11 protein-coding genes are annotated in these 12,493 nt (G+C 49.6%); 5 read left to right on the top strand and 6 right to left on the bottom strand.

What is annotated here, in order from left to right:
* The first annotated feature begins 8 nt into the window (after window positions 1-8).
* Both UNDYM_RS12015 and UNDYM_RS12010 read left to right on the top strand, forming a co-directional pair.
* Window positions 9-800: an inositol monophosphatase family protein gene (locus UNDYM_RS12015; RefSeq protein WP_174244988.1), complete on the top strand. Its 792-nt coding sequence runs from the start codon at window positions 9-11 to the stop codon at window positions 798-800.
* Between the two features lie 90 nt (window positions 801-890).
* Window positions 891-2,261 carry a DEAD/DEAH box helicase gene (locus UNDYM_RS12010; protein WP_162041235.1) on the top strand — a complete coding sequence of 457 codons (1,371 nt, stop codon included), beginning with the start codon at window positions 891-893 and terminating at the stop codon, window positions 2,259-2,261.
* A gap of 68 nt (window positions 2,262-2,329) precedes the next feature.
* Here UNDYM_RS12010 and UNDYM_RS12005 read toward each other — a convergent pair whose 3' ends face one another.
* Entirely contained in the window at window positions 2,330-3,124 is a 795-nt protein-coding gene (locus UNDYM_RS12005; protein WP_162041234.1) for a hypothetical protein, read from the bottom strand.
* Window positions 3,125-3,382: 258 nt separating this feature from the next.
* Between UNDYM_RS12005 and mutS the strand changes: the two genes are divergently transcribed.
* Complete coding sequence (gene mutS, locus UNDYM_RS12000; protein WP_232064008.1) at window positions 3,383-6,013, top strand: DNA mismatch repair protein MutS; 2,631 nt, start codon at window positions 3,383-3,385, stop codon at window positions 6,011-6,013.
* Between the two features lie 61 nt (window positions 6,014-6,074).
* Here mutS and UNDYM_RS11995 read toward each other — a convergent pair whose 3' ends face one another.
* A complete protein-coding gene (locus UNDYM_RS11995) occupies window positions 6,075-6,629 on the bottom strand; it encodes a peptidylprolyl isomerase (protein ID WP_162041233.1) in 555 nt (184 codons plus the stop codon).
* 78 nt (window positions 6,630-6,707) lie between these two features.
* Here UNDYM_RS11995 and UNDYM_RS11990 point away from each other — a divergent pair, with 78 nt between their 5' ends.
* On the top strand, window positions 6,708-7,844 hold the full coding sequence (locus UNDYM_RS11990) for a cupin domain-containing protein (protein WP_162041232.1): 1,137 nt from the start codon (window positions 6,708-6,710) through the stop codon (window positions 7,842-7,844).
* A gap of 303 nt (window positions 7,845-8,147) precedes the next feature.
* Here the strand turns inward: UNDYM_RS11990 and UNDYM_RS11985 are convergent, their stop codons facing one another.
* From UNDYM_RS11985 to UNDYM_RS11975, 3 genes are all read right to left on the bottom strand, one after another.
* On the bottom strand, window positions 8,148-8,411 hold the full coding sequence (locus UNDYM_RS11985; RefSeq protein WP_162041231.1) for a hypothetical protein: 264 nt from the start codon (window positions 8,409-8,411) through the stop codon (window positions 8,148-8,150).
* A gap of 177 nt (window positions 8,412-8,588) precedes the next feature.
* On the bottom strand, window positions 8,589-8,936 hold the full coding sequence (locus UNDYM_RS11980; RefSeq protein ID WP_162041230.1) for a cytochrome c: 348 nt from the start codon (window positions 8,934-8,936) through the stop codon (window positions 8,589-8,591).
* A gap of 14 nt (window positions 8,937-8,950) precedes the next feature.
* On the bottom strand, window positions 8,951-9,274 hold the full coding sequence (locus UNDYM_RS11975) for a cytochrome c (RefSeq protein WP_162041229.1): 324 nt from the start codon (window positions 9,272-9,274) through the stop codon (window positions 8,951-8,953).
* A gap of 271 nt (window positions 9,275-9,545) precedes the next feature.
* On the opposite strand from UNDYM_RS11975, the gene UNDYM_RS11970 reads away from it, so the two are divergent.
* Window positions 9,546-10,409 (top strand): MoxR family ATPase, encoded by an 864-nt coding sequence (locus UNDYM_RS11970; RefSeq protein WP_162041228.1) that lies wholly within the window; start codon window positions 9,546-9,548, stop codon window positions 10,407-10,409.
* 77 nt (window positions 10,410-10,486) lie between these two features.
* Here UNDYM_RS11970 and acs read toward each other — a convergent pair whose 3' ends face one another.
* Window positions 10,487-12,481, bottom strand: a complete 1,995-nt coding sequence (gene acs, locus UNDYM_RS11965) for an acetate--CoA ligase (RefSeq protein ID WP_162041227.1) — start codon at window positions 12,479-12,481, stop codon at window positions 10,487-10,489.
* Window positions 12,482-12,493: the final 12 nt, after the last annotated feature.

Genomic DNA, 12,493 nt, shown 5'->3' with positions numbered 1-12,493 from the left:
TGCACCCAATGCTGAATACGGCAGTTAAAGCCGCTCGTCGTGGCGCGACTATTATCAATCGCGCATCTTTTGACCTCGACCGTGTCCAGGTCACAGAGAAACAATTCAATGATTTCGTGACTGAAGTCGATCAGGCTGCTGAAGCTGCCATCATTGAGGTGCTGACTTCTGCCTACCCTGACCATGCCATCCTGGCAGAAGAATCAGGTGCATCCGCTAATTTGCACGACGAAAATGATAATGTCTGGATCATTGATCCACTCGATGGCACGACCAACTTCATCCACGGCTTCCCACAATATTGCGTTTCTATCGCGCTCCAACAACGCGGCGTGATTACACAAGCCGTTATTTACGACCCTACGCGCAATGAAATGTTCACGGCCAGCAAAGGTGCCGGCGCTTTCCTCAATGATAAACGTATCCGCGTTACCCGTTGCGACAAACTGGCTGATGCATTGATAGGTACAGGCTTCCCATCCCGCGACTTGTCGGGCCTCGATGAATACCTGGCCATGTTCAAAGTCATGACCAGCAAATGCCAGGGTCTGAGAAGACCAGGTTCTGCCGCGCTTGACCTGGCTTATGTCGCAACCGGCCGTCTTGATGGCTTCTTTGAAAAAGGTCTGGCACCCTGGGATATCGCTGCAGGCTCACTCATCATCACCGAAGCTGGCGGTATCGTCGGCAACTTCTCTGGTGATTCCGACTATCTGCACAAAGGTGATGTATTAGCTGGCACACCGAAAGTATTTGCCCAGATGGTCAATGCATTGCAAGCGTTTTCAGCTAAAAAGTAATTTCTCACGTCCCGCTGGCATTTAGCGGGACGCCCCTCTCTCCGGACTGATGAAAACCAGTCCGGTCATAAAGAAACACAGTAAAACCACATGGCATCATTCAACGAACTCGGCTTATCCGAGAACATTGTCCGCGCAGTCAGCGAACAAGGCTATACCTCCCCAACCCCGATACAACAGCAGGCAATTCCCGCTGTCATCAAAGGCGGCGACTTGCTGGCTGGCGCGCAAACCGGTACTGGCAAAACAGCGGGTTTTACCCTGCCTATATTGCAGCGCCTGTCTACCTCAGCCAATGCCCCAAAAGACAAAACCAGCAGACGCCCTATCCGCGCCCTGGTACTGACACCAACCCGCGAACTGGCAGCCCAGGTAGAAGAAAGCGTCAATACCTACGGCAAATATGTACCACTGAATTCCGGCGTGATTTTTGGTGGTGTTGGCATTAACCCGCAAATCAAATTGTTAAAGCAAGGGGTCGATATATTGGTGGCAACGCCAGGCCGCCTGCTTGATCATCACCAGCAAGGCACGATAGACCTGCGCAATATCGAGATTTTGGTCTTGGATGAAGCAGACCGCATGCTGGACATGGGCTTTATCCATGACATCAAAAAAGTATTGGCGATCTTGCCTGCCAAGCGGCAGAATTTGCTGTTCTCTGCCACTTTCTCCGACGACATCAAGGCACTGGCAGACCGCTTGCTGGATAACCCGGCGATGATAGAAGTCGCGCGTCGCAATTCCACGGTTGAAGTCATCGCACAAAAAGTGCACCCGGTCGATCGCGATAAAAAACACCCTATGCTGGCACACCTGATCAAGACCCATCAATGGTCACAAGTACTGGTGTTCACCCGCACCAAACATGGTGCCAACAAGCTGGTAGAGCAATTGGGCAAAGATGGCATTGCCGCCATGGCCATCCACGGTAACAAGAGCCAGTCTGCGCGCACCAAGGCTCTGGCCGAATTCAAGGATGGCAGCCTGACCGTACTGGTCGCGACCGACATCGCTGCCCGTGGTATCGACATTGACCAGTTGCCTCACGTCGTCAATTATGATTTGCCGAATGTGCCAGAAGATTATGTGCATCGCATAGGCCGCACTGGCCGCGCTGGCGCTACTGGCGAAGCAGTTTCCCTGGTCTGCGTTGATGAATTCAAATTGCTGGCTGACATAGAAAAACTCATCAAGCGTCAGATACCACAAGAAATCATTGATGGCTTCATCCCTGACCCGCATGCCAAGGCTGAACCCATACAGTTGCGCAGCTTTGATCATCGTGGCGGTGGCGGAGGTGGCAGAGGTCAACGTCCTGCAGGTAATGGCCGCGGACAGCCAGCCCGCACACCAGGTAAGGCAGCTGCGCCACAGGCAGCCAAACCTCGCCCAGCAGGCCCAAGACCGGCGGTAAAGCAGTCCGCTCCACGCAGGTCTGGTAGCCGTGGTAATGGCTGATCCTTAGCTGGCAGGATTAAAAGCACAAAGGGCCATTTTTTGGCCCTTTGCACTTTATACAAATTCAATTACTGCTTTGCATGTACTGACTGCTGTAAATTCAGCATACTCAACTGGCTCACTTGTATAAAACCACGTCGTGGGCGATCCAGGTCTATGGTTAAAAATACCGCCATACTGATCAAAATCTGCAAAGCCAAAGTTGCAAAGACCGCCCTTTGCCCAGTCAGGCCAGAAGCATAACCTATGGTCGCAGCTGTCATGATGATGGTAATCAACAAGAGCAACACAACTGTCTCAGGCACATGCCTTTGCAAGCCAGCATCCCTTTTACCAAATGCATCGATAGTATCGTTCAACGACTGTACAAACATGCCAGTGGTCACGGCACTCTTATCCAACTCGACAGACTTCATGGCGAGCGCCCACAACTGATCCGAGATTTGGCTGGTTTTTTTTATTAAGGCATCACGTTTTTCCACATCTGCGAGACTGACCTGCCCTTCTTCTACTCTCAGGTCTATATACTGCTTCAACATGGTCTGCGTATGCTCGCGTACGCTCAAGGGTAACAGCTGGGTGCGCAAATACGTGGTGCCAATTGCATTCGCTTCATTGACTACCGATTGATTGCGCTCATCAAACCTTTGCAGCGCCAGAGAAAAAGCAAAACTCAACAATAAGGCGAGCAAGCCCAGCATAGAAGCCTGCAGGGTATTGATCTGTGATTTGGCCGCATCATTTGCTACCATTTGTTTGCGCAGGCCATTTCTATATGCAAGCTCGGTGGCAATCAGCATACAGGTAAGAAGAAGGAAAACGATCAGGGCAGTGCTTTGTCCATACATAAATTCATTTGTCATCGGTCAGCGCCCTTTCGACACAAAAAAGGATATTGCTACAATCAGATTTTTGATTTTAACAATATCCTGGATAGTTTTTGCTTTTACCTGACAATTCTGCAGCCTGTAAGTTATTGATATCCACAATAAAGCTAGACAACCGTAGACCAAGGCAATCGTCTATGATATGGTGCGCACCAAATTTGAACTGACTGGGTATAAATTCCAGTGCTTCAGCAGGCAAAAACAAGAAAACAAAACGAATAAAATCAAAGTCTTATGACCGCAAAAGAAACACAACACACCCCCATGATGCAGCAATATCTGCGCATCAAGGCAGACTATCCAGAAACCCTTGTGTTTTACCGGATGGGCGATTTTTATGAGCTGTTTTTTGGTGATGCCGAAAAAGTCTCGCGTCTGTTAGGCATCACACTGACCCAGCGCGGCAGTTCTGGCGGCGAACCGATCAAGATGGCGGGCGTGCCCTTCCATTCACTGGAACCTTATCTGGCCAAGCTGGTCAAGATAGGTGAATCAGCGGCAATCTGCGAACAGATAGGCGACCCGGCGACCAGCAAGGGGCCGGTAGAGCGAAAAGTCATGCGCGTGATCACCCCGGGCACACTGACTGACACTGATTTGTTGCCTGAGAAATCTGACCGTCCATTGCTGTCACTATGCATGCTGCAACAAAGAAAAACCGTCAGCATAGGTCTGGCATGGTTATCGCTGGCCAGTGGCGCCCTGAAGTTGATGGAAGTATCGACTGACGAGAAATCCCTGCCACAACGCCTGCAACAGGAACTTGAACGCATCAGCCCTGCTGAAGTATTGCTGTCCGCTGGCACGCTATTGCTAGATGAGCATTATGCTCAACTCCCGGGCAAATTCTCTGAATTGCCTGACTGGCATTTCGATGTCAAGCAAGGGCAAAAAGCCTTGCAGGATCAATTGGCCACTGCCTCATTGACCGGTTTTGGGGTAGAAAACCTGAGTGCGGCACTGGGCGCCGCTGGTGCTTTGCTGCGCTATGCTGAAAGCACGCAAGGCCGTGGCCTGAAGCATGTCAATACGCTCAATGTTGAGAGTGAGCATGAATTCATAGGGCTGGATACCGCGACACGTCGCAATCTGGAGTTGACAGAGACCTTGCGTGGCCAAGAATCGCCCACCCTGTTTTCCTTGCTTGATCATTGCCGCACAGCCATGGGCTCGCGTCTGCTGCGTCACTGGTTACACCATGCACGGCGCGATCAAGCCGTCTCCAGGGCACGTCATCACGCCATCAAGGCGCTGATACAGGCAGACTCCACTGATGGCCTGGCTACCACTTTAAAGGCTATCCCCGACATAGAGCGCATCACCACACGCATAGCCCTGCAATCTGCGCGACCTCGTGATTTATCTGCACTCCGAGATGGCCTGCAAAACCTGCCCGGCCTGCGCAATTATGTGAGCTTGTGTATCGCCGATAACCAAACCAGTTTGCTGACCAAGGTCTTGTCTGATCTGGATACACCGACAGAATGCCTGGACCTGCTGGAACGTGGCTTGATGCTGCAACCCGCCAACATGGTACGCGATGGTGGCGTGATAGCCGCCGGCTTTGATGCAGAGCTCGATGAATTGCGCGCTCTTTCTGAGAATGCCGGGCAATTCCTGATAGACCTCGAAGTGTCTGAACGTGAACGCACAGGCATTGCCAATCTGCGTGTTGAATACAACCGTGTGCATGGCTTTTATATTGAAGTCACAAACGGACAAAGCGATAAAGTGCCGGATAATTACCGCCGTCGCCAGACCCTGAAAAATGCTGAGCGCTACATCACACCAGAATTGAAAGCCTTTGAAGACAAGGCATTATCGGCACAAGAACGTGCCCTGGTACGTGAAAAGATGTTGTATGAGCGTCTGTTACAAGATCTGTTGCCGCAAGTACCCTTGTTGCAAAGAGTGGCAAATGCGATTGCCCAACTCGACACTCTGGTCAGCCTGGCTGAGCATGCGACCAAGAATAACTGGTGCGCACCGCAATTGGTGGATGAACCTACCCTGCATATCGTCCAGGGTCGCCATCCTGTGGTCGAAAACCAGATAGAACGCTTTATCGCCAATGATTGTGATTTTTCTGCCGAGCGCAAATTATTGTTGATCACCGGCCCTAACATGGGTGGTAAATCGACCTTTATGCGTCAGGTTGCCCTGATCACGCTGCTCGCCTACGTTGGCAGTTATGTACCCGCGACCGAAGTGACGATAGGCCCGATAGACCGTATTTTCACGCGCATAGGTGCAGCGGATGACCTGGCAGGTGGCCGCTCTACCTTCATGGTGGAGATGACAGAATCGGCAGCCATCCTGAATGGTGCGACTGACCACTCTCTGGTATTGATGGACGAAGTGGGTCGCGGTACATCGACATTTGACGGCCTGGCTTTGGCCTGGGCAATTGCCAAGCATCTGATACAGGTATCCAAGAGCTATACCTTGTTTGCCACGCATTATTTTGAGCTGACGCAATTGCCTGAAGTCCACCCATCGGCAGAAAATGTGCATTTATCTGCGGTTGAGCATAAGGAAAACATCGTTTTCCTGCATGCTGTACAGGCTGGCCCTGCCTCACAAAGCTATGGTTTGCAGGTGGCGCAACTGGCGGGCATACCTCAGCCAGTTATCCGCTCTGCACGCAAGCATCTGGCTGATCTGGAAGCGCAGTCGCTGCAATCAACGCCTCAGTTTGATTTATTCTCTTCCCCGGTTGGTGCGCCTGAAGTGGAAGTTGTGGAGTCAGCGCCCGTTAATACTGAGCTGATGGATACTCTTGACACCATAGACCCGGATAGTATGACCCCAAGGGAAGCACTGGCAGCCTTGTATGAATTGAAGAGCCTGGCAAACAAGGTCTGACCAAAACATATCCAGCTAAAAAAATGCCGTTGAAGTCAACGGCATTTTTTATGGCTACTTGTCAGTGCAACTGGTGACTACGATATTCGTCGCCCGCACCATCATCCTCATCATCATCGTCATGATGATGGCCATGAGCGCCATGCACGTGACCGTGAGCGACTTCTTCTTCAGAAGCAGCACGCACATCTTCTACCGTCAAACTAAAGCGCAAGGCTATGCCTGCCAGCGGGTGATTGCCATCCAGTACGACCTTGTCATCCGCGATATCCGTGACGGTAAAAATATGGGCATTGTCTTCATCGGCATCATCATCCGACTCTTCCGGCATGCCTTCAAACTGCATGCCAACTTCCAATGGTGAAGGAAAGCGATCACGCGGTTCCACTTTCACCAGGGCGGCATCATAGTCACCAAAGGCATCTTCAGGGTTTAACTGGATAATGGTGCTGAAGCCCTTTTCCTTGCCTTCCAGGGCTTCTTCTATCTTGGGAAACACATTGTCATACCCGCCATGCAGGTAAACCATAGGCTCCTGACCTTCTTCTATCAGATTGTCTTGTGCGTCTTTCAAGGTATAGACTGCAGTAACAACTGAATTTTTGCCTATCTTCATAGCAATTCCTTAAAAATTTATTTGCCCTGAGATTATACCCGTCTAGTCGAGTCCTTTGCCTCAGCCTATAATGCGGGCATGAAAAAAAATACCATCCCCCTGCCCCTGCTGGGCGGCATTACAGCAGAAGAGTTTCTCAGCGAATACTGGCACAAGAAGCCCTTGCTGATACGCCAGGCTATCCCTGACTTTCAGCCTCTGATCCCAAAAGCTGACCTGTTTGACATGGCTGGCCGTGACGATGTTGAGTCCAGGCTCATCAGCTTCTTCAACAAACACTGGGAAATGAAGTCTGGCCCACAAGCCAGCATACCAGTCAAGGAAAAGAAAGACTGGACGCTGCTGGTACAAGGCGTTAATTTGCATGATGACAAGGCTGATGCCCTGCTCAGGCAATTCCGCTTCATCCCTGACAGCCGTCTTGATGACCTGATGATCAGCTTTGCGGCAGATGGCGGCGGTGTTGGACCGCATTTTGATTCTTATGATGTATTCCTGCTACAGGCGCATGGTCAACGCAAATGGCGCATAGGTGCGCAAAAAGACTTGACGCTGATTGATGGCATGCCTCTCAAGATTTTGCGCAACTTTAAGGCTGAGCAAGAATTTGTGCTTGAGCCGGGCGACATGCTGTATCTACCGCCAAAATATGCGCATGATGGCATCGCCATCGGTGAATGTATGACTTACTCCATTGGCTTCCGTGCGCCGTCTTACCAGGAACTGGGTGAGTCCTTCCTGCACTTCATGTCTGACTCGATAGACTTGCCAGGAAGATATGCTGACCCTGATTTGAAAGTCAGCACCAAACCGGCAGAAATCAGCAATGAAATGCTGGAACAGGTTGCTGAAGAAATTGCCAAGATTCAATTTACTGACGATGACGTACTCATTTTCCTGGGTGAGCACCTGACAGAACCCAAACCCAGTGTTTTCTTCACTGGGCCGGAAAAACCTCTGGCGCCTAAACGTTTCCATCAGTCAGCCCTGAAAAATGGCCTGAAGCTGTCACGCAAGTCGCTGATGTTATATAAAGGAAAACATATTTTCATCAATGGCGAATCATTCGCGGTTGGCAAGGAAGACAAGATTTGTCTGAGCAAATTGGCAAATCAAAGAGAGCTGGATGGTGCTGATCTGGCGAATATTTCCGCAGATGCGATAGAAACTTTCTGCCTTTGGTATGAAGACGGCTGGCTGGATATACGTCAATGATTGCTGCAACGCGTCATTATTTTAAAATATGAAAGAAAATTTTCTTCCGAAAAGTAGTTTATTTTCATGGAAAACCTGAAATTTCCTACTAAAAATAGCGTCTTGTCTAGAAATAATGATTGATTTGAGTGCAAAAATGCATCTATGCCTATTCCATTAATGGAAAAATCATTATAATTCCGGGTTAGGAAACTTTCGTAGGGGCCGAATGTCGTTTTGGCGAGAAGCTCGCGAATTAACCTATAGAGCGATAATTACCGGTAATTATTCATCGCAAAGTTTTGATCTTCTTTTTTGATCTATTTATTGAAAGTACAAACATGAAAAAATCACTCTTGCTCGTTTCCCTGTTGGCATTGACTCTGGCTGCTTGCGGCGAGAAAAAAGCTCCTGAAGCATCCGCTCCAGCAGCATCCGCATCTGCAGCAGCTCCTGCACCAGCATCTGCTCCAGCAGAAGCCCCAGCAGCAGCTCCAGCACCAGCAGCAGCTTCTGACGCAGCAGCAGCTTCTGGCGCAGCTCCTGCAGCATCTGCAGCAGCTTCCGCTCCAGCAGCAGCTTCCGCATCTGCTTCCAAGTAATTTTTAATTACTTAAGAAAAACCGGCTTTTAGCCGGTTTTTTTTCGCCTTGAAATAGGCAAACAGTCATAATAAAAAAGCAATCGACTTAAAGCGCAAAGATAAAAAAAGCCACGAATCATCGTGGCTTTTTTTATCAAGCAAAAACTGTTCTTTGCAAGAACTTATTTCTTCAACACCAGCTCGCTTGGCAAGCTATGCAGGTAAGCGGCGATATTTTGTATATCCTGGTTAGACAAGGCCTTGGCCTGCGTAGCCATGGTTGGGTTAGAACGGCCATTTGCTGCATCACCTCCACGCTGGTAGGCGTGCAAAGCCTGGGCAATGTAATCGGCGTGCTGACCAGCTAACTTAGGATAGCTAGGATCGATAGGCTTGGAGTAATTGTCGCCATGACAAGAAGCGCAATTGAATTTTTTTGCCGCTTCTTTACCGGCTTCTATATTGCCGCCCGCATGAACTGCGAAAGACAAGGTGGACAACAAAGTTGCCATCAACAGAGTTTTCTTCATGATCTGTCCTATTCTTATTTTTGTTGAGAGTAATATGCCGCCAGATCTGCGATGTCCTGCTCAGTCAGGCTGCCAGCAATACCGCGCATGGATGGATGCTTGCGATCGCCTTTTTGATAAGCCTTCAAGGCGCTTTCTATATATTTGGCAGATTGCCCGCCTATCATAGGCACCTGATATACCTCAGGGAAACTCGCTTTGTAGCCAGGAATACCATGGCAACCAATACACATCGCGATTTTTTTATCAGCAGCATCTTTAGGATTGCCAACCGGATCTGCCGCAGTAGCAGCTTGAGCGAGGCTCGCCATAGCGAGGAGTGCAAACAATTTTTTCATATTAGCGATTATTAATTAGCAGGCAGATCAATAAATTCAGTGTTTTGATATAACTCAGCATTTTAGCTGATTACAATCAAATTTGCGTAAAAAACCTGGTACACGCGCCTCTCCAAAGGGTAAAAAAGCTGCACTTACGCAACTCCAGGCAAAAAAATAATTGCCTTTCTGAGTTGCATGCACAGAAAAAAGAACAGCCGTTCACAAGAGGACAAATTCTCGCTTATACTCTTTACACTCTCAAGTAACCCTACACGTCGAGTTTATATCCATGACACAAGCGCCAACTACTTTACGCTTTGACGGTGCCGACAATTATGTCGCTACCGATGATTTGAAACTGGCAGTCAATGCCGCCCTGAGTCTGCAACGCCCACTACTGATCAAGGGTGAGCCTGGCACAGGCAAAACCATGCTGGCGGAAGAAGTCGCTGCAGCCCTGAATATGCCCCTGATGCAATGGCATATCAAATCCACGACCAAGGCACAACAGGGATTGTATGAGTACGATGCTGTTTCGCGCCTGCGTGACTCGCAACTCGGCGATGAAAGAGTCAAGGACATCCACAACTATATCGTCAAAGGTGTGCTGTGGCAGGCCTTTACTGCTGACGAGCCCGTGGTTTTACTCATCGATGAAATCGATAAGGCCGACATAGAATTCCCGAATGACTTGTTGCGCGAGCTGGACCGTATGGAGTTTTATGTCTATGAAACCCGTGAGATGGTGCGCGCCAAGCATCGCCCACTGGTCATCATTACTTCCAACAATGAAAAAGAACTACCAGACGCCTTCCTGCGCCGCTGCTTCTTCCATTACATCAAATTCCCGGACAAGGAAACGATGCAAAAGATCGTCGATGTCCACTTCCCAAAATTAAAGTCAGACTTGCTGGCGCAGGCACTGCAAACCTTTTATGAAATCCGCGACGTTGCCGGCCTCAAGAAAAAACCTTCCACTTCAGAGTTCATAGACTGGTTGAAGCTCTTATTGGCTGAAGATATACCCGCAGAAGCCATGCGCAGCAAGGATAATAAGGCGATCGTCCCTCCCCTGCATGGTGCCTTGCTGAAAAATGAACAGGATGTGCATTTGTTTGAGCGCCTGGTATTCATGTCACGTACCAATCGCTGACAAGATGCAATGACAAAAATGGCGCTGCACTGCAGCGCCATTTTTTTTACTCCTCAACTAATGCATTTGCTGCTTGCTTATTGCGCTTGCTTCAGTTGCTCCAGAATAGCTGGATTTTCCAGTGTAGAAATATCCTGGGTGATCTCTTCACCTTTTGCCAACACCCGCAGCAAGCGACGCATGATCTTGCCAGAGCGTGTCTTGGGCAAATTATCACCAAAGCGGATTTCCTTGGGCTTGGCGATAGGGCCAATTTCTTTCGCTACCCAGTTGCGCAATTCGGTCGCAATTTGCTTGGCTTCATCACCAGTCGGGCGTGCACGCTTCAATACCACGAAGGCGCAAATCGCCTCCCCTGTTGTTTCATCAGGCTTGCCTACGACAGCAGCTTCAGCCACCAGTGGGTTCGCCACCAGGGCAGATTCAATCTCCATGGTGCCCATGCGGTGACCCGATACATTCAGCACATCATCAATGCGGCCAGTGATAGTGAAATAACCGGTATCTTTATTGCGTATCGCACCGTCACCGGCCAGATAGACTTTGCCGCCGAACTCTTCCGGGAAGTAACTTTTCTTGAAGCGCTCAGGATCGCCCCAGATCGTGCGTATCATCGACGGCCATGGACGCTTGACAACCAGGATACCACCCTGTCCGTTCGGTAAATCATGGCCTGTCTCATCAACAATAGCAGACATGATGCCTGGCAAAGGCAAAGTACAGGAACCCGGCACCATAGGCGTGGCACCTGGCAAAGGCGTCATCATGTGACCACCTGTTTCTGTCTGCCAGAAGGTATCAACAATAGGGCAATTGGTGCGACCTATATTATTGTAGTACCACATCCAGGCTTCAGGGTTGATAGGCTCACCTACAGAGCCCAGCAAGCGCAAGGATGATAAATCAAATTTATTAGGATGAATATTGGCGTCAGCATCCGCAGCCTTGATCAGCGAACGTATCGCTGTTGGCGCAGTATAGAAAATGGTGGCCTTGTGTTTTTCTATCATGCTCCAGAAACGCCCGGCATTGGGGAAAGTAGGTACGCCTTCAAACACGATTTCAGTGGCGCCTGCTGCCAGCGGGCCATAGGTAATATAGGTGTGACCTGTTACCCAGCCTATATCAGCAGTACACCAGAACACATCTGAGGGCTTGACATCGAAAGTCCATTTCATTGTCAGGATAGCCCACAGCAAATAACCACCCGATGAATGCTGCACACCTTTTGGTTTGCCGGTAGAGCCTGACGTATACAGTATGAAAAGAGGATGTTCTGCGCTGACCCATTCAGGCTCACACACTGCCGCCTGGGCGGCTACCAGTTCATGCATCCATACATCACGTCCTGCCGCAACATTGATGTTTCCACCAGTGCGTTTATAGATGACGACATTTTTCACTTTCTCGCAATCGCCCAGAGCGAGTGCTTCATCCACAATCGCTTTTAAAGGCAAATGCTTGCCACCACGGACTTGTTCATCGGCCGTGATAACAGCGACCGCCCCCACATCCACAATACGCTCTTGCAAGGATTTTGCCGAGAAACCACCAAACACTACAGAGTGTGTTGCACCTATGCGTGCGCAGGCCTGCATGGCAACCACGCCCTCAACAGACATGGGCATGTAGATCACAACACGGTCACCCTTACTAATACCCAGAGACTTCAGGCCATTGGCGAACTGGCAGACTTTTGCATGTAGGTCCTTGTATGTCACCTTGGTGACTTCACCACCATCCGCCTCAAAAATCAGCGCTACTTTATCGCCATTGCCTTTCTGCAGATTCACATCCAGGCAGTTGTAAGACACATTCAGCAAACCATCTTCAAACCATTTGTACAAGGGTGCTGTGGATTCATCCAGCACGGTATTGAAATCTTTATGCCAGTGCAAATTTTCGCGTGCCAGACGTGCCCAGAAGCCTTCATAATCTTGCTCAGCTTCTTTGCATAGCGCGTCATACGCTTCCATGCTTGGGATAGCCGCATTGGCAACAAATGCTGCCGGTGGGTAAAAAACGCGGGATTCTGTTTTAGCTTCAGCTTGCGCAGCGTTGAGGTCAGACATTGTTATCTCCAG

The sequence above is a fragment of the Undibacterium sp. YM2 genome, assembly GCF_009937975.1.
Classification (GTDB): Bacteria; Pseudomonadota; Gammaproteobacteria; order Burkholderiales; family Burkholderiaceae_D; genus Undibacterium.
The sequence above is the reverse complement of the archived record's forward strand: the minus strand, read 5'-3'. Positions and strand labels throughout refer to the sequence as shown.